The organism is Shouchella phoenicis, assembly GCF_047238345.1.
Taxonomy (GTDB): domain Bacteria; phylum Bacillota; class Bacilli; order Bacillales; family Bacillaceae_D; genus Shouchella.
In genome coordinates this window covers 422,411-439,071 of record NZ_JBDFMQ010000001.1, presented here as the reverse complement: position 1 = coordinate 439,071, position 16,661 = coordinate 422,411, and the positions used below count along the sequence as shown (strand labels likewise).

Sequence of the window (16,661 nt, the reverse complement as noted above, 5' to 3'; positions counted from 1 at the left end):
TGTACCCCCTTTAGAATAAAACGCCTGCTCGTAAAATGACGTTAGCAAAAGGTGTAGACTCCCCAGTCCGAATAACGGCTTTCGCTTTGGCGGTTTCGACTTTCAAATCTTGATGTGGCAAGTAGTAGGTTGGCACCCCTTTGCTTTGAATAGCGGCATGAATACACGGATTCTGTTCACTTACTTCTTCCGCTGCAATCATCGCTTCTACTTCCATATCTTCAAGCACTTCTTCTAACACATCAATAAAGGAAGGAAACCCTTTCCGAAGCGATAAATCAATACATTCAACGCCTGAAGGGATTGGGAGCCCACAATCTGCAATGACAATATGATCTGTATGACCTAGCGTTGCCAAAATCCTTGCAATATCTCGATTCAGTATGCCAGTCTTCTTCATCCTATCTCCCTCCAGCTTCCTTCAAGAATCTGTGTACGTGTTCTTCTGTCGGCATCCCCATTTGTGCACCGAACGCTTGTACAGACAACGCCGCCGCCGCATTTGCAAACAGAACGGCATTTTCTAACGGTTCCTTACGGGCGATTGCGACGGCAAGGGCGCCATTAAACGTATCGCCTGCTCCTGTTGTATCAACAACATTTACTTGATGGCCCGCGACCCATTTTTCAATCCCCTGTTCCATCCACTTCACACCGTTTGACCCTTGTGTCACGATGAGCTTATCTTTTAATTGATCATCAAGCGTTAGAAAAAGTTCGTTGTATTCACTTTCGTTTGGTGTCAGATAAGTCGCTTGCTTATACGTTTCAAGTGAAAGCGTTTGAGCTGGTGCTGGGTTTAACATAACCGGCACGCCTTCCTCCTGACAGATGTTCATTGCATAGTCAACCGCATCCAGCGGAATTTCTAATTGGACAAGCACGAGATCACTTTCTTTAATCGTTGACCGGTACGCTTCAAGATACGCTTGATCAACATAATGGTTTGCACCTGGTGTAACAATGATACGATTATCTTTCTCTGAAAGAAGAATCGTCGCTACACCTGAGCTCTCCTTTTCCACAGCCACGACGCTCGATGTGTGAATGCCTTCTTTTTGCAAACCCTCTAAAAGGAGTCGTCCGAATGCATCGTCCCCAACACGACCAATCATCGTTACGTCTGCACCTAAACGGGCTGCGGCAACTGCTTGATTAGCGCCTTTTCCGCCGAAAGCTGTCTGAAACGCTTCGCCTATGATTGTTTCTCCTTGGTTTGGTACACGTGGCGTTGTCGTGACCATGTCCATGTTTATGCTTCCAATGACCGTAACTTTCGGTTTATTCATATGACTTCCCTCGCTTTGTCGTCCCACGTAGTTGCAAGACAGGCGGAAACACATAGTGGTGTGTTTCCACCTTCTTCTTTTCGATTTGCTCAATCAGTAACGTAATCGCTTTTTCACCGATGCGATAAATCGGTTGTTTCATCGTTGATAGTGATGGACTTAGCATCTCGCCGTACGCGATTCCGTCAAATCCGATGATTTGTAGATCTTCTGGGATTGCACGCTTAAGTGTATGGGCTGCTTTCATTGCGCCTGCCGCCGTCACATCACTACCTGCAAAAATGCCGTCTATTTCAGGTTGTTGGCTTAATAATTTCCGCATTTCCGCTTCAGCAGTATGAATATTAAAGCCGGTTTCAACAATGATATGTTTGACGTTGTATCGTTCGACCGTTTCTTTAAACCCTTCATACCGATCATCGGCTGTACCAAGTCCACTTCTCCCTCTTAGATGAACGAGGTACGTACACCCTTGTTCAACAAGGTGTTCGGTCGCAATCCTAGCACCTTGTTTATTTTCGACCATGACTGTCGTGACATCTTCACTAATATAACGATCGAGAGCAACAATCGGGACATTTAACCCTTTATAATGTTCGTAGCTCCCCACACCCGTGGCCGCAATAATGCCGTCAACATATTTCTGTTCTAATGTATTTAAGTAATGACGTTCTTTCTCTAATTCGCTATCTGTATTGCATAAAACGACTGTATAACCAGCCTTTAAAGCAACATCTTCAATTGCACGGGCGACTTCAGGAAAGAAAGGATTTGCTATATCGGGAATCAGTAGCCCAATCATTCGTGATTTCTTATTGTAAAGTGACCGAGCGACCGCATTTGGCTTATAATTTAATGCCGCAATTGCCTGTTGCACAGCCTCTTCAGCTACTTTACTCACATACCCTTTATTATTTAACACACGCGAGACTGTAGCGACAGATACATTCGCGTATTTTGCTACATCTCTAATTGTTGTCATCGTTCTACCCCTTAATGTGTAACCGGTTACACATAGTATAGTCTCGACGTGACACCTTGTCAATTTCTAAATTATGTAAAAACTCCACTTCTGTATAGAAGTGGAGTTGGTTTTTATCCTTTTACCGATCCTGCTAATAACCCTCTTACAAAATATTTCCCTAAAAGAATATAAACAAGTAAAGTTGGTAACGCAGCGAGCAATGCGCCAGCCATTTGCACATTCCATTGCACAATCTGACTGCCTGATAAATTTTGCAAAGCTACCATAATTGGTTGGCTACCGGAATTGGTAATTGTCACAGCAAACAAAAACTCATTCCAGATGTTTGTAAACTGCCAAATGGCCACAACAACAAATCCAGTTACTGATAGAGGTAGAATAATTCTGCGAAAGATACCTAGAAAACTTGCCCCATCCACTTTTGCAGCTTCAATCATCGTATCCGGTATAGTTGCATAAAAGTTTCGAAACATCAGCGTTGTGATTGGCAAACCATAAACTACGTGAGCAAGTATAAGACCTGGGATCGTGTTATAAAGCTCAACAGAACGCAAAAATTGAATGAGAGGAATTAAAATACTCTGGTACGGGATAAACATACCGAATAACATGCAAGTAAATAAAACTTCCGAACCTTTAAAACGCCATTTCGAGAGCACATAGCCATTCATCGCACCTAGTAAAGCAGATAAAATCGTTGCTGGAATAACTAGATAGATTGTATTCATAAAATGAGGCGCCAGTGCTTCAAATGCTAAAGCATAGCTTGAGAAATCAAGGGTAGAAGGCAAGGACCACATCGCACTCAACGATACTTCTTGTAGTGGTTTTAAACTTGTGACGAGTATGACATAAATCGGCGATAGAAAAAAGATTGCTAGCGCAGTTAGTAACACATACTTCGGCAGTTGAATAAACGTGCGCATTAGCTTTCCCTCCTCCGATTATTCCAAAGATATGGAACGATAAATAGTGCAACAAAGAACAACATAATCATTGCAATTGCAGCTCCCTGAGCATAGTAATTTCCTCGAAATGTTGTCTCAAACATATACAAACCAGGTACATCCGTCACAAAATTTGCTCCTGGACCGGTCATCGCATAAACGAGGTCAAAGATCTTCAACGAAATATGAGCCATAATAATAACAACACTTAACGTAATCGGGTGGAGCATAGGAATAACAATTTTCCAGTACACTTGAGCTTCTGTCGCACCATCTACTCGAGCAGCTTCGCGTAACTCATCTGGAATCCCCCTCAAACCAGCAAGGTACATGGCCAGTGAAAAACCGGTCATTTGCCAAATTGCAGCTAGAACAACGGCTAAGATTGCAACTGGTATCCCAAATTCAATTTGTCCCCACTGAAATCCCCCAATAATCGTTGTATCTGTATACCATAAAGGTTGAATATTAAAGTATGCGAGAAAATCATTAAATCCTGTAGAAGGGTTTAATAACCACTGCCAGATAACGCCTGTCACAACAAATGAAAGCGCCATTGGAAATAAGAAGATATTACGAAAGAAGCCTTCTCCAAACATCTTCTTATCTAACATAATGGCAATGCTCAAACCTAGTGTAATGACACCTGCAATAAAAAAGATTGTGAAGAATAACGTATTTCGTAATCCTGATTGGAAACGAAAATCATCAAATAAACGAGTGTAATTCGATAAACCAGCAAATGAAAAATCAGGAGCTAACGTGTTCCAATTGCTAAGGGAAACATATCCAGTCCAGCTAATAAATCCATAGACAAAAATCGCAATTAACACTAAGGATGGAAGGAGAAAAGCGATGGCTGTCCATTGATCCGTAGACCGTTTTTTTTTCCTTTTTGGTGAAATGATGGATTCTGTTTTCACAAGGGACGAAGGTGCTTGCTTCATTCATAAACCCTCCTTTTAAAAAAGGGATGAGAAGGATTTAACAATTCTCATCACCTTTTATAGCAACCTTTATTTATTCGTCTCTTGCACTTTCAAGTGATTCTACAAAACGATCTACATCTTTTTGGGTCACAAAAATGTTCACGGCTTGATTTGCTTGAGTTAAGTACCCTTCTGACATGGCTGAACCATGTGCCAAACTCGGTGTGAGTACACCATTTCTGAAATCGTCGATAGCTGATTGCCCATACACATCATACTGACTCTCGTCGGCATCAACTCTTGCTGGAATTCCTCCTTTTAACGGGTTGAAAATATCTTGTGCTTCAGGTGTTGCCAACACACTAAGAAATTCTTTCACTTCATCCGGATTCTCAACACCTGTCGGTAAACCAAATGTATCGCTTACTACGTTAAAACTCCCTTCCGTACCAGGGAATGGAAAGTATCCATAGTCTTCATTCACTTCAAGATCTAAATCATTTAAAAGATACCCATGAGCCCAATCACCCATATTAATCATCGCTGCTTCTCCCTCACCAACAAGCTGGGCTGAATCTTGCCAGTTTCTTGAAGCATGATCAGGATTTACGTAATCCAGCAATTCAGCAAATTGATTTGCAGCTTGAACAACACTCTCGTCTTCAAAGGAAAGTTCCCCTTGCCATAGACGATTGTACGAATCAGGACCTAATTCAGCTAATAATACATTTTCAAATAAATGCGTTGCTGTCCAAGGCTCTTGATCTCCAAGTGCGATTGGCGTAATATCAGCGTCTTGCAGCGTTTCAGCAACGTCCATTAATTCTTCTAAAGACGTTGGGATCTCAAGATTGTGTTCTTCAAACACACTTCGATTGTAGAAGACGACATTGCTCCGATGAATATTCATAGGCACAGAATAAATATCGCCCTCATCACTAACCATTTCAATTAATTCTTCTGGGAATTTATCTAGTAAATCGTGTTCATCATAAAACTCATTTAACGGTTCCATCATACCTGCTGCAACCCACGTTTGGATTAACTCTTCACCTGCATGTACTTGAAAAGTTGATGGTGGATCGTTTCCTTGCATGCGCGTAGCCAGCACTGCTTTCGCGTTTGTCCCAGCTCCTCCAGCAACCGCAGCATTCACAACCGTAAGTTCTGGATATTCCTCTTCAAAATAATCGATTAATGCTAATAAGCCGTCTTCCTCGCCAGCACCTGTCCACCAGCTAAAAATTTCGATTTCTCCTTGATCATTGCCGCCACTACTCCCATTTCCAGCACCAGTATCCTCATCAGCATTACACGCTGTAGCTAGTAACCCAAGAGCTGCTATTGAAAAAAGGAATTTGTATGTTCGTTTCATCTCCTATACCCCCTTAATGTTAACGCTTTCATAATCATTATAATTACGAAGGACCCACTCTAAAACAGAAAGGATCTGCAATTTTTTATGATTATAAGGAATTATTTTAGGTTCGATAATGACTGGGAGAGACGTGGAAATGTTTTTTAAACACTTTACTAAAATAATTTGGATCCTTATACCCGACCATATAACTAATCTCTTTTAAACTATATTGGTTTTCCATCAGCAATTTAATGGCTTTTTCAAGACGATGGTTTGTTACATAATCAGTAAAAGTAGCACCAGTTGTTTCTTTAAAGACGAAGGAAAAATACGACGGGCTTAATTGAACATGTCGAGCAGCATCATCTAAGGTAATCGATTTATTCACATTCTGTTGAATCCAGTCTTTTGCACGCTCTACTTGATTCATTGATTGGTTATAACTTTTCATCTGGTCACAACAACGTTCTATATACGAAATCCAGTCGTCGATTGTTTTTAACTGATCAACTGTACATTCGCCTATTGAAAGCTTGCGCTCCATCAAAAGAGTTTGTGTGGCGTAAAACAATTGTTCGTTCACAGACTCCTTGTTTTGAACGAATTGTATACACGCCTCTAACGATCTCCCTCTATCGCCGGTACGTAAAATTGACGTGCACGCCATGAGCATTTGATTTGTATCAAAACCACTCTGTTTCTTATGCATCATCGCCAAAGCCTCGTAATAACTCTCTTGCATGATCGATAGATTCGTATTTACACTTCCTACTCCAAGTCTCAGCTCCTCTCCATATGTAAATAATAGACGTTTGGTCAATCTATGCTTATCGTTTGAGGGATCCTTATGCTCTGATAAGAACAAAAAGATCATCTTCTTGTCGTGCTCATATTGAAAAACCCGTGCCTCTGACCAACGCATTAGTTGCTCTTTAAGATCGGACGTACAAACAATATCATCAATTTCCATTACAATAATCCAGCCTGATTTTGCTTGCAAATAAAGCTTGTCTTTCAATTCTTCAATTTGACCACTTCCGTAGACAATCCCGTGCATCAACAATTCTTCTAATTGAGCAGTTTCTTTTTTCTGGTAGATTTTCATCTCATTCACTTTTGCTTGAGCAGAGGTTATAATATCGAGCAGTTCTTCTTTTCCGGTTGGTTTTAAGATATAGCCAACTGCTCCAAGGGTTAAGGCTTCTTTTGCAAACGCAAACGAGTCATGAGCGGAAATTATTATAAATAGAGCAGAAGGCAACATTTCTCGAATAGCCGACATAGCTTCTAGTCCGTTCAGTCCCGGCATTTTAATGTCCATTAATAGCAGTTCTGGCTGCGTTTCTTTAGCAAGTTTAATAGCTTTTCTGCCATTTTCAGCCTGAGCAACAACGGTTACTTCCGGGACATGCCTTTGCAAAAACTTTACCATTGCTTCTCGTTCCAACCATTCATCTTCAGCAATTAGAACTTTCATTCGAGCACCGCCTTTTTAGAAGGAATTTTAATTTGTACCTTTGTCCCCTCTCCTACTTTTGATTGAATCGTTAGCAATTGACCTTGTTGAAAAAATAATTCTAATCGCCTTTTAACATTTGCGATTCCTATTTGCGTCGAATGTCCACTCGCTTCGTCCATTTTGAAAGGGTCCTCTAGGAGACAAGCCAATTTTTCAGAAGCTATTCCTTGCCCATTATCGATTACTTCAATAACTATCGCTTCATTTATGCTATAGATATTCAACGCGATTTCGCCACCTTCTTCAAGTTCTTCAACACCATGAATACACGCGTTCTCAATAAGCGGCTGGATGATTAGGCGTGGAATATGCTGGTTTAGCAAACGCTCATCAAGGTTAAGCTTGAACGAAATTCGATCACGAAATCGCGTCCTTTGAATATGAAAATAGCTTTTAACCACGTTCACTTCCTCCGCCAATGGAACGGCAGGGTCGGATTTAGTGTGACTTAAATTGTAGCGCAACAACGTTGATACTGATTCAATTAGATGTGACGTCCGCTCTGCACTTTCTAAATATGCCATTTTTGAGACAGTATTTAGCGTGTTAAATAGGAAATGGGGATTCATTTGATTTTGAAGGTGCTTGAATTCTAATTCCTTCACTAATTGAGTCATTTCAGCCTTTTCCTTCATTTCACTTATGAAGACATTCAAATCTTTTAACATTCGATTAAAAGAATTTCCTAATACCTTCAGCTCGTCATTCGTTCGAATTTCAACAGGCGAAATCGTAAAATTCCCTTTCGCCACTTCTTTTGCGGAATCAGTCAAATGCACGAGCGGGCGATTGATGGAATTCGCCACCCACAACGTGATCAATCCCCCTATACAAAGTGTTGATAAAATAAGAAATATCGTAAAATAAATATATGCTTCATTACGTCTCGCTAAATCTTGGTACATGTCTTGATAGTCGGTTAATTGTAAATCAATTAAATCAAACGTATCTTCTTGAATGAAATTTGTTGTATTTTGTAAGTTTTGCAAAGATTGATAGCCTTCTACGTTATCACGCAGTACAAAACCAACAGCAACTTCACTATTCTGTACATGGGATTGAACCAATTGATAGTAAGTATTTAAGTGGAGAGGTACATTGTCCGCTCCCTCATATATGGTTGAAATGGACTGTTTCATGTTCGTTCGTTGTTCATAATAGTCTTGTAATCGATCTTCATTCCGGTCACTAAGATAAGCTCTTGTCGCTTCATATAAATCATTTGCCTGTTGTGAGACTTGGTTATACGCCAATAACCTTTCAAACCCCTCATGATACTCCTCTGTTAACTTCAGAGAACTCCAATAAATAGAAACAACAACCATGTTAAAAAGCACAATGAAGGTAAAGAAGCAAAGAAATAATTTCCCACGAATTGTCTTCAACCGACTCATTTTTTATCCCTTTCAGTTTCCTCAATAATGTCTAGCCACGCTCTTACAGATAAAACCCCGAGCTCTTCAGGCGACGTGTACTGTGTGTATACGAATGAGTTTAACGCTTCCCTTTCTTGATAATCGAACAAAAACATCGTAAGAGCCGATTCAGAAACCTCTTCATTTGCCCCTTGCAGCATTCCACTTCCATTTAATTCGCTTAAGCTAATCAAAGTCGTTATCGTTGGATTCTCTCTTAACATTTCATAGGTTTTCTGCGTTGCAGAGAATTCAGTATGAGTGGTTTCAACCATTGCCACAATATTAATATGCTCCTCTTTTTCAATGACTTTTTTTAAACCGGCTAAGCGTTCTTGTTGATCGATAAGCTCTATTGAACCCATTACAATCCCAATCTCCTCATCCCCCGTTCGTTCCGCTTTGAGCATTTCGCCAATTTTCTTTCCCTCTTCGTATTGATCATTCCCAACAAAACGATTTCTTCGACTGTCTTCTTGATCGCTGTGTACAAACACAACAGAAATGCCTCTCTCAATTGCTTGATCAACAAGCACGTTCGCTTTCTCTCCCTCAAGTCCTTGCATGATAATTCCATCAACACCAGTAGCAATCATACGTTCAAGCGCTAACAGACCTTCTTCCATATCATGAATCATTGGTCCAACGCCATCTAAATAGATTCCCGCTTGCTCTGCTTCAGCTCTTGCACTCTGTTCTACCAGTTGCCAAAATTCATTCCCTCTGTCTAGCGCAATAAAGGCGACATGCTTACTATAGTTCGGCTTAACTTCAATTTCCTCACCGACATGAAACGATTGATACCCGAAAAAAAGGGTTAAAGCCATACAAATCAAAAGAATAACGCTTAAAGATACAAAAGAACCATATAGGCGATTATACGTACGCATGACACTTGCCTCCTTTTATTAAGATTGTTCTGACTATTATACACATGAAAAAGAGCGCTATCTCCATAAAAATAAATAGAAGAATGCGCTCTATGCGTTTAACACATCTGTTACTTTTTCTCTAACGGATACAGGTAATGGTTGTTGTAGGGCGATCCGTAGCTTTTCTGGGTGCCGAACACCTTTATTCCGAAAATGGTTTTCCAGTTGACGAATTTTCCCCTTCCGATTCGGCATCAACAAATAAAACACATACCAATCTTCCAAGTACATAAACGGAATTTCCTTTTGGCGTACTCCCTTTTTGTTTACAATCGATGATTGATCAAATGAAAATTCGTAGAGACCGTTCTCATGAGCAATCGCAAACCCAGCCATTACATCAATTTGGACATTTTCGATACAATAACTTGAAAAAAACGTTGTTCGAAAAGGTTCTTTATGCGTAACTGGCAGTTCTTTTCCTAACGCTTTCAAGCAGTGCTGTGCTGTCTCTACATGTGATAAAGATAGAATAAAGTCAAGATCATTCACAACATCGACTACCTGATGCAAGGAAAGCAACGTCGATCCTCCAACACCAAACGAAACCCCTCTTTCTGTAAGGGCTTCTGCAACAGTGGCTAATACGTCTTGTTTATGTGTATTCATTCGCTTGAATTCACCTTTTCGGCTGACCTATTAATGCTCGCTTCACTTCTCGTACCTCTTCATTAATAATGGATAGAAAAAGACAAGTAGGTTGGCATCGTTCTCGCTTTAATTGCTCTAAAAAAGCCAACTCTTGTTCAATAAGCTTTTTTTCTTCCGCATCCAACACCTTTCTCACCTCTTTTATTTACGATTACTCTGTTTTTGGTCGTCTATGCTTGTACTGTCTAATAAATGCAAAGATGAGCGTCATGACGCCACTTGGCAGTAAAATAAAGAAATAGAATGACCCTGCCATCCCTAATCCTACTTCATTCGTTTGCGTCTCTTCTCCTATTACTAACATGATAAACAAGAGGAAGGCAAGCACAATTTTACTAATTCCCACCCACACAATTTTTGTCGGCTGATGACGAAAGATAATGGCAATTGTCCACCCAATAATGGCTATACTAATTGGTAAAAAGATACCTAAATTTAAGATGAAGTTCATAAGACGATTCCTCCTTCTCACTCCGTACCCATGATCACGAATACTCAATCATTCTTTTTCTTATTAGACGATATTCCAATTTTTTCTTTTGTTGCGTAATGGAAGGATTAGAAGTCTTATTTACCGGGAAAATAAACGTGGAGTAATGGACCAGACATTTATGTTTGTTAGATAGGAGCACAGAAAATGAATGCTATAACTGAATACCTTTTGATCTTTTTTGGGGCGATGATCCCATTTATTGAATTTTTATTAACGATTCCGGTGGCAATTATTTTATTTGATTTAAATCCTATCATCGCTACACTTGTCGCTACAGCAGGGAATATTCTCTCGCTCACACTCTTTGTTGTTTTAGGAGAAAAACTGACATCATTACTAGCTCGATTTCAACGTGGAAAAGAAAAAGGCCCTTCTAAACGAAGTGAAACCTTGCGAAAGTACTATGACAAATTTGGTGCAGTAGGGCTTTCTTTTTTTGGTAGCTTTCTATTAAGTAGCCAGTTAACAGCAGCAGGAATGGTCCCTCTTGGTACTTCAAGACGAAAAGCTTTTGTCTGGACCAGTCTTGCCGTTGTCATCTATGCCATCACCATCGCCTTACTCTCCTTCTTTGCTGAAAACTGGATTGAAGACTGGCTCAATTTATAAGTGCTACACCATTCTGCGCATCGCGATGCCAACAATTAAATTATAGATGCAATGGACAAGAATTGGCACGATGAGCGCACCTGTTGCCACGAAAAGATAGGCTAATAGTAAACCAACGAAAAAGATAATGAAATGAAGAATAGGTAGCCCTCGATATTGCGGAACATGAACAAGCATAAATAAAAGCGCATTGACACCAATTAAAAGCCACACAGGAGCGATGTCTACAAATAAACCAATAAGCACGCCACGAAATAAAAACTCCTCGACAACCGGTGCACCAACGACAACTGCAAATAATCCTGCTGGAGAGGATACCATCGTTCGCAATAGATCCGTTAATTCGTTTCTAGGGAGCGTTGTTTTTGTCACCTTAAGGACACCTAGGGTGACGAAAGCAACAACCAACCCAACCACGAGTCCAGATACGACTTGAAAAAGAAAACTATACGTTTCACTAACAAACAAAGACTGTAAAAAAGGGAGCATTTCTCCAAAACGAAAAAGTAGGATTAACACCAATCCAATGGCAACGAGAATTAAAAACCCTTGCCAAACAGCCCATTGAATTTGTTTATCATCAGTCAACAAACTCGCTCCTTCATGATAATCTTGTTTCTATTGTACGCTATCTGTCTACAATTGAAAAAATGACCCAAAGGCTAGCAAGTAAGCTAGGTTTGAGTCACCAGGCATTGTTTACACCCCTTATCCCTTTTGAACTTCTTTTATAATTGCATCTGTCACTGCTTCCGTCGAATGACTTCCCCCTAGATCTGCTGTTAAGATGCCTTGCTTTGTAACTGCTTCAATCGACGATAATAGATGTGTTCCAAGTTCAATTTCGCCAAAATGGTCAAGCATCATTTTCGCTGTCCAAATTTGTCCAATTGGGTTTGCTAATCCTTGACCGACAATGTCAGGCGCAGATCCATGTACCGGCTCAAACATGGACGGATATTTACCATTTACATTGATGTTTGCGGCAGGCGCAATTCCAATGCTCCCCATAATCGCCGCGCCAATGTCTGTTAAAATATCTCCGAATAGATTCGATGCCACAATCACATCAAATTCAGCTGGCTTTGTCACAAAAAAAGCAGCTAGCGCATCAATGTGTTGCGAATCAGTTTTAATAGTAGGGTATGATTGACTTACCTCATGAAAGACTTGATCCCAAAACGGCATGGAATGCACAATACCATTTGATTTGGTCGCGCTTGTTACACGCCCACTTCGTTTGGCTGCGACTTCAAAAGCATAGCGCATCGCTCGTTCCGTTCCTTTACGTGTGAAAACGGCGTTCTGAATTGCAATTTCATCTTCGTTACTATGGATGCGCCCACCTGAAGCACTATATTCGCCTTCACTATTTTCTCGAATGACAACAAGGTCAAAATCTTTCGGGTTTACTAACGGAGATTGAATTCCTGCTAATTGCTTCGCTGGTCGCATATTAATGACTTGTTCAAACTCACGACGTATATTGATTAGAAGCCCCCATAAAGAAATATGATCTGGAACAAGGTGCTGGTTCCCTACTGCCCCTAAAAAGATCGCATCAAACGGCTTCAATTGCGCTAGCCCATCTTCAGGCATCATCACACCATGTTCTAAATAGTACTCACAACTCCATGGGAACTGTGTAAATTCAAACTGTAGTCCTCCATGCATTTCGGCAACCGCTTTCAAAACTCTTTCTGCTTGTGGGACAACCTCTTTTCCTATCCCGTCCCCTGGGATACTAGCAATCTGTAACGTCTTCATTTGGCTTCCTCCATTTCTCTATCTACACCTTGCTTTTAGTGTAGCTTGTTTGAAAGCATTCGTCACGAAAAGTCATTCATCGTTCAAATAAATGAGGGAATACTACTCAAGCAATATTCTTTTCTTTTTAGGAAAAGACGCTCATAATAGATATATAAAGTCCACAATAGAATTTAGGAGATGACAACAATGAAATTTTCACACGTGATGGTAGCTGGAAGTGGCGTCTTAGGAAGTCAAATTGCTTATCAAACAGCGTATAAAGGATTTCAAGTCACAGTGTATGACATTAATGATGAAGCACTTGATAAAGCAAAAGAGCGTGTGGAAAAATTAATGATGCTTTACAAACAAGACTTTAATTTAACCGATGTAGATGTTCAACAAGGCTATGAGCGCATGCAGTTTTCTGCAAATCTAAGTGAGGCCGTGCAAGATGCTGATTTAGTTATTGAAGCGGTTCCTGAAAAATTAGCCATAAAAAAAGACTTTTACACAAAATTAGGTGAGGTGGCACCCGATAAAACGATATTCGCAACAAACACCTCCACTTTACTCCCAAGTCAGTTTGCAAAAGAAACAGGCCGTCCAGAAAAATTCTTGGCTTTACACTTTGCAAACGACATCCGTGTAAAGAACACAGCCGAGATCATGAAGCACGAAGGAACAGATGACCACGTGTTTCAGGCGCTGGTTGAATTTGCGGAAGCTATCGGCATGGTGCCACTTCCTATCTACAAAGAACAACCTGGATATATCTTAAACTCACTGCTCGTTCCTTTCTTAAATGCTGGACAAGAGCTTCTTGTGAATGATATCGCCGACGCCCATACGATCGATAAGACATGGATGGTCGCAACAGGTTCACCAGCTGGTCCATTTGCGATTCTTGATACAGTCGGTATTCGTACAGCCTATAACATTAGTTATGCAAAAGGTGAAGCTGGTGATGAAGCAGCACAAAAAGTAGCGAAATTCCTAAAAGAAGAGATGATTGATAAAGGAAAATTAGGAACAGAATCTGGTGAAGGCTTCTATAAATACCCAAACCCTGCATATTTAGAAAAAGACTTTTTAAAGGCATAAGAAAAAAGAACTCGCTCGCTCAAGCTGGCGGGTTCTTTATAAATGTTTTCGTAAAAGAATTTTTGGCTCTTCTCCCTCTTTTTTCTCCACATCAACCACGTCAAACCCAAATTGAATGTTGACGATCAGCATGTTGCGCCAGCGATTCATCGTTTTTGTCTCGATAAACGAGTAACCAGCTTTTTTGGCTTTTAGATGTTGCCGATTCATCAATTGTAGCGCAATGCCTCTACCACGATAATCTGCATGCACACCACCTAACCAACTATAAAAAATGGACGTAGACCGTTCGTATCCAATTTTATAACCGACAAGCGTTTGCGCATCATATGCAAGATGCATAACCAAAAAAGGCTTCATCTGCATTCGTTCATAGAGTGAACGATTTTCAGTAAAGATCTGAAGATGTAGTTGTTCGATTTCACTCATTTTAGATTCTTCAGGCATACCTTCAATAACGATGTACTTCATACATAACCACCTCCCCCGCTTGGTATCTTTTTGGAACCTTTCTTACAAAAGAGTGCGTACTTTCGTGAAAATCTTTTACTAGGTATACTACTAAAAAAGCGAATAGGAAAAAGCAAATGAGCTTATCCTTAAGAAGAAAGTAAAAGGAGAGATTACAATGACAGATTTTTTTAAAGCAATTGAAACAAGACGTTCTTACCATACAGTCGAAAAAGAGGAAATTGTTTCAACTGAGCGCGTTCAAGAAATTGTAGAGCATGCGGTTAAGTATGTTCCGTCTGCGTTTAACTCACAATCAGCGCGGGTGCTTGTTCTTTTCGGTAAGGAACACAATACTTTCTGGGAGAAAACAACTGACATTCTTAAAGAGGTTGTTGGTGATGGCGATTTCTCATCTTCCCAAGCAAGAATGGACGGCTTTAAAGGCGGATATGGCACCGTATTATTTTTTGAAGATCAAAGTGTTGTAGAAAGTCTCCAAGAATCCTTCGCCTTGTATGCAGATAATTTCCCTGTTTGGTCTGAACAATCATCAGGAATGCTACAATTTGCGATCTGGACTGGACTTGAGCTCGAAGGTTTAGGTGCTTCCTTACAGCACTATAACCCACTTGTTGACGAAATGGTCGCTACTACATGGGACATCCCGAATACATGGAAACTTCGCGCACAAATGCCATTTGGTAAACCAGCTCAAACACCTGGCGAAAAAGAGTTTCAATCGCTTGAATCACGCGTGAAGATTGCAAAATAAGTACTCTTAGAAAAAGAAAGGGAATCAACCCTTTCTTTTTTGCATTCATTTCAACATACGTTTTCACTCAGTTCCTTATAACGAACTACTTAAATGATAAATACCCATCATCTGCAAAAACTGTACTCCCATTAACAGCTGATGCCTTAGATGAAGACAGAAAGTAAATTAGTTCTGCAATATCTTCTGGCTCCAGTAGTTGTCCCCCATGCATTTGTTGTCTAAAATAATTAATCTGCTCTTCACCTAAATCATTTAACATCGGCGTATTCACACCGGCTGGAGCAACCCCAACAACATGGATATTATGCTCCGCATACATGTGGGCAGCAATTTTCGTCATGATTACAATAGCAGCTTTTGATGAACTGTATGCATATGCACCACCTGTTGAAAGGTAAGCCATGACCGATGCAAGATTCACAATGGTGCCCCCATTTTTTATTTCAACCATCTTTTGCGCTGAATGCTGAATCCCATAGTACACACCATGTTGATTCGTTTCAATAATTTCGTGATATTGCTCTAAAGGATCTTTAGACCGTGTCGTTTCCGCAGAAAGTCCAGCGTTATTTACCATAACATCAATCCGATTATATTTTGCAACTGTTTTGTTAATAAGCTCCTTGACTTCGTTTTCACGCGAGACATCGGTTAAAATGATGGTAGCTTCTGCTTCTGAATCTTGTTGTTTTAGGAGCCGAACGGTTTCTTCACTACCGCCTTTATCTCGATCAGCTACTACAACAATATAGTTGTTCAAACTGAATAATTGTGCTGTTGCCCTTCCAATTCCACTTGCTGCACCTGTGATCACTACTACTTTTTTTATCATCGGCTCACCCTTATCCTCTATAAAATATGAGACAAGGTAGCGTATGCTAACTAGTTGAATCATGATTGTTTCTTTCACTCAATCGTTCACAAAAAAACCTCTAAGCTTGTCCACTTAGAGGTCAACATAGGCAAGTGCCCATGTATTTATGCATAATTTACAACACGCCAAACATCATTGTCTGCGATAATCAAATCTAAATTTAGTTTTTTTGCCAACAAATTTGCGGCAACAGGATCAGCAAAGGTTTTGTCCAAATAGCTATTTGAGTCCTTGAAGGTCTCTGTTACCCCTTCAACAATGCGTTCTACCTTGTACATCGGGGATCAACACCTTTCGAATTAGCCTAAATATAGTCTAATATCTATAGTATCTCATAGATCAGATACCAATCATAGGGATATTCGCAATCTGTTTAACATTCACATATTCTCAGTCATTTTGTTAACAGGTTTTTAAGACTTGATTTTCTTATCCTCTTAAGCCCCTACCAATAGCGATTAATCTTCAGGAGAGCGCTTCCTCAGTTAGACGTCATAAATACATTCTTTTCATCATACTTAAAAAAGGGGTTTCAAAAATTTATCGAAAGGGTATTGGTTGAGGTCATTGTTTTTTG

At 40.1% G+C, this 16,661-nt stretch carries 20 protein-coding genes; 3 read left to right on the top strand and 17 right to left on the bottom strand.

Going from position 1 to position 16,661, the window contains the following annotated elements:
• Window positions 1-10: 10 nt before the first annotated feature.
• The 12 genes from rbsD to ABC361_RS02365 form a co-directional block, all read right to left on the bottom strand.
• Window positions 11-400, bottom strand: a complete 390-nt coding sequence (gene rbsD / locus ABC361_RS02420) for a D-ribose pyranase (RefSeq protein WP_413072499.1) — start codon at window positions 398-400, stop codon at window positions 11-13.
• Between the two features lies 1 nt (window position 401).
• Window positions 402-1,289: a ribokinase gene (gene rbsK / locus ABC361_RS02415; protein WP_413072498.1), complete on the bottom strand. Its 888-nt coding sequence runs from the start codon at window positions 1,287-1,289 to the stop codon at window positions 402-404.
• On the bottom strand, window positions 1,282-2,271 hold the full coding sequence (locus ABC361_RS02410; protein WP_413072497.1) for a LacI family DNA-binding transcriptional regulator: 990 nt from the start codon (window positions 2,269-2,271) through the stop codon (window positions 1,282-1,284). The genes rbsK and ABC361_RS02410 overlap by 8 nt, the downstream gene beginning before the upstream one ends.
• Before the next feature lie 113 nt (window positions 2,272-2,384).
• Window positions 2,385-3,200, bottom strand: a complete 816-nt coding sequence (locus tag ABC361_RS02405) for a carbohydrate ABC transporter permease (protein WP_413072496.1) — start codon at window positions 3,198-3,200, stop codon at window positions 2,385-2,387.
• A complete protein-coding gene (locus ABC361_RS02400; protein ID WP_413072495.1) occupies window positions 3,200-4,168 on the bottom strand; it encodes a carbohydrate ABC transporter permease in 969 nt (322 codons plus the stop codon). Before ABC361_RS02400 ends, ABC361_RS02405 begins: the two co-directional genes overlap by 1 nt.
• Before the next feature lie 73 nt (window positions 4,169-4,241).
• On the bottom strand, window positions 4,242-5,525 hold the full coding sequence (locus ABC361_RS02395) for an ABC transporter substrate-binding protein (protein ID WP_413072494.1): 1,284 nt from the start codon (window positions 5,523-5,525) through the stop codon (window positions 4,242-4,244).
• A gap of 106 nt (window positions 5,526-5,631) precedes the next feature.
• Entirely contained in the window at window positions 5,632-6,987 is a 1,356-nt protein-coding gene (locus ABC361_RS02390) for a response regulator (RefSeq protein ID WP_413072493.1), read from the bottom strand.
• Complete coding sequence (locus ABC361_RS02385; protein ID WP_413072492.1) at window positions 6,984-8,423, bottom strand: sensor histidine kinase; 1,440 nt, start codon at window positions 8,421-8,423, stop codon at window positions 6,984-6,986. The genes ABC361_RS02390 and ABC361_RS02385 overlap by 4 nt, the downstream gene beginning before the upstream one ends.
• Window positions 8,420-9,334 carry a substrate-binding domain-containing protein gene (locus tag ABC361_RS02380; protein WP_413072491.1) on the bottom strand — a complete coding sequence of 305 codons (915 nt, stop codon included), beginning with the start codon at window positions 9,332-9,334 and terminating at the stop codon, window positions 8,420-8,422. The genes ABC361_RS02385 and ABC361_RS02380 overlap by 4 nt, the downstream gene beginning before the upstream one ends.
• A gap of 90 nt (window positions 9,335-9,424) precedes the next feature.
• Window positions 9,425-9,985, bottom strand: coding sequence for a hypothetical protein (locus ABC361_RS02375; RefSeq protein WP_413072490.1), 561 nt, complete (start codon window positions 9,983-9,985; stop codon window positions 9,425-9,427).
• A 10-nt stretch (window positions 9,986-9,995) separates the two neighbouring features.
• A complete protein-coding gene (locus ABC361_RS02370; RefSeq protein ID WP_176554381.1) occupies window positions 9,996-10,154 on the bottom strand; it encodes a hypothetical protein in 159 nt (52 codons plus the stop codon).
• A gap of 24 nt (window positions 10,155-10,178) precedes the next feature.
• Entirely contained in the window at window positions 10,179-10,478 is a 300-nt protein-coding gene (locus tag ABC361_RS02365; RefSeq protein WP_413072489.1) for a hypothetical protein, read from the bottom strand.
• Between the two features lie 186 nt (window positions 10,479-10,664).
• Here ABC361_RS02365 and ABC361_RS02360 point away from each other — a divergent pair, with 186 nt between their 5' ends.
• Window positions 10,665-11,129 (top strand): small multi-drug export protein, encoded by a 465-nt coding sequence (locus tag ABC361_RS02360; protein ID WP_413072488.1) that lies wholly within the window; start codon window positions 10,665-10,667, stop codon window positions 11,127-11,129.
• Between the two features lie 3 nt (window positions 11,130-11,132).
• On the opposite strand, the gene ABC361_RS02355 is transcribed toward ABC361_RS02360, so the two are convergent.
• Both ABC361_RS02355 and ABC361_RS02350 read right to left on the bottom strand, forming a co-directional pair.
• Window positions 11,133-11,717, bottom strand: a complete 585-nt coding sequence (locus tag ABC361_RS02355) for a CPBP family intramembrane glutamic endopeptidase (protein WP_413072487.1) — start codon at window positions 11,715-11,717, stop codon at window positions 11,133-11,135.
• Between the two features lie 120 nt (window positions 11,718-11,837).
• Window positions 11,838-12,896, bottom strand: a complete 1,059-nt coding sequence (locus ABC361_RS02350) for a tartrate dehydrogenase (RefSeq protein WP_413072486.1) — start codon at window positions 12,894-12,896, stop codon at window positions 11,838-11,840.
• Window positions 12,897-13,085: 189 nt separating this feature from the next.
• Between ABC361_RS02350 and ABC361_RS02345 the strand changes: the two genes are divergently transcribed.
• A complete protein-coding gene (locus ABC361_RS02345; RefSeq protein WP_413072485.1) occupies window positions 13,086-13,982 on the top strand; it encodes a 3-hydroxyacyl-CoA dehydrogenase in 897 nt (298 codons plus the stop codon).
• A gap of 36 nt (window positions 13,983-14,018) precedes the next feature.
• On the opposite strand, the gene ABC361_RS02340 is transcribed toward ABC361_RS02345, so the two are convergent.
• The gene (locus ABC361_RS02340) at window positions 14,019-14,453 is read right to left on the bottom strand and encodes a GNAT family N-acetyltransferase (RefSeq protein WP_413072484.1); all 435 of its coding nucleotides are present in this window, start codon (window positions 14,451-14,453) and stop codon (window positions 14,019-14,021) included.
• A gap of 157 nt (window positions 14,454-14,610) precedes the next feature.
• Here ABC361_RS02340 and ABC361_RS02335 point away from each other — a divergent pair, with 157 nt between their 5' ends.
• Window positions 14,611-15,207: a nitroreductase family protein gene (locus ABC361_RS02335; RefSeq protein WP_413072483.1), complete on the top strand. Its 597-nt coding sequence runs from the start codon at window positions 14,611-14,613 to the stop codon at window positions 15,205-15,207.
• A gap of 85 nt (window positions 15,208-15,292) precedes the next feature.
• On the opposite strand, the gene ABC361_RS02330 is transcribed toward ABC361_RS02335, so the two are convergent.
• A complete protein-coding gene (locus ABC361_RS02330; RefSeq protein ID WP_413072482.1) occupies window positions 15,293-16,042 on the bottom strand; it encodes an SDR family NAD(P)-dependent oxidoreductase in 750 nt (249 codons plus the stop codon).
• Between the two features lie 146 nt (window positions 16,043-16,188).
• A complete protein-coding gene (locus ABC361_RS02325) occupies window positions 16,189-16,362 on the bottom strand; it encodes a hypothetical protein (protein WP_176554382.1) in 174 nt (57 codons plus the stop codon).
• Between the last annotated feature and the right edge of the window lie 299 nt (window positions 16,363-16,661).

What these genes read in the sequence shown, in the direction of transcription:
- rbsD (WP_413072499.1), bottom strand. Translation starts at nt 400, where the DNA reads ATGAAGAAGACTGGCATACTGAATCGAGATATTGCAAGGATTTTGGCA.
- rbsK (WP_413072498.1), bottom strand. Translation starts at nt 1,289, where the DNA reads ATGAATAAACCGAAAGTTACGGTCATTGGAAGCATAAACATGGACATG.
- ABC361_RS02410 (WP_413072497.1), bottom strand. Translation starts at nt 2,271, where the DNA reads ATGACAACAATTAGAGATGTAGCAAAATACGCGAATGTATCTGTCGCT.
- ABC361_RS02405 (WP_413072496.1), bottom strand. Translation starts at nt 3,200, where the DNA reads ATGCGCACGTTTATTCAACTGCCGAAGTATGTGTTACTAACTGCGCTA.
- ABC361_RS02400 (WP_413072495.1), bottom strand. Translation starts at nt 4,168, where the DNA reads ATGAAGCAAGCACCTTCGTCCCTTGTGAAAACAGAATCCATCATTTCA.
- ABC361_RS02395 (WP_413072494.1), bottom strand. Translation starts at nt 5,525, where the DNA reads ATGAAACGAACATACAAATTCCTTTTTTCAATAGCAGCTCTTGGGTTA.
- ABC361_RS02390 (WP_413072493.1), bottom strand. Translation starts at nt 6,987, where the DNA reads ATGAAAGTTCTAATTGCTGAAGATGAATGGTTGGAACGAGAAGCAATG.
- ABC361_RS02385 (WP_413072492.1), bottom strand. Translation starts at nt 8,423, where the DNA reads ATGAGTCGGTTGAAGACAATTCGTGGGAAATTATTTCTTTGCTTCTTT.
- ABC361_RS02380 (WP_413072491.1), bottom strand. Translation starts at nt 9,334, where the DNA reads ATGCGTACGTATAATCGCCTATATGGTTCTTTTGTATCTTTAAGCGTT.
- ABC361_RS02375 (WP_413072490.1), bottom strand. Translation starts at nt 9,985, where the DNA reads ATGAATACACATAAACAAGACGTATTAGCCACTGTTGCAGAAGCCCTT.
- ABC361_RS02365 (WP_413072489.1), bottom strand. Translation starts at nt 10,478, where the DNA reads ATGAACTTCATCTTAAATTTAGGTATCTTTTTACCAATTAGTATAGCC.
- ABC361_RS02360 (WP_413072488.1), top strand. Translation starts at nt 10,665, where the DNA reads ATGAATGCTATAACTGAATACCTTTTGATCTTTTTTGGGGCGATGATC.
- ABC361_RS02350 (WP_413072486.1), bottom strand. Translation starts at nt 12,896, where the DNA reads ATGAAGACGTTACAGATTGCTAGTATCCCAGGGGACGGGATAGGAAAA.
- ABC361_RS02345 (WP_413072485.1), top strand. Translation starts at nt 13,086, where the DNA reads ATGAAATTTTCACACGTGATGGTAGCTGGAAGTGGCGTCTTAGGAAGT.
- ABC361_RS02340 (WP_413072484.1), bottom strand. Translation starts at nt 14,453, where the DNA reads ATGAAGTACATCGTTATTGAAGGTATGCCTGAAGAATCTAAAATGAGT.
- ABC361_RS02335 (WP_413072483.1), top strand. Translation starts at nt 14,611, where the DNA reads ATGACAGATTTTTTTAAAGCAATTGAAACAAGACGTTCTTACCATACA.
- ABC361_RS02330 (WP_413072482.1), bottom strand. Translation starts at nt 16,042, where the DNA reads ATGATAAAAAAAGTAGTAGTGATCACAGGTGCAGCAAGTGGAATTGGA.
- ABC361_RS02325 (WP_176554382.1), bottom strand. Translation starts at nt 16,362, where the DNA reads ATGTACAAGGTAGAACGCATTGTTGAAGGGGTAACAGAGACCTTCAAG.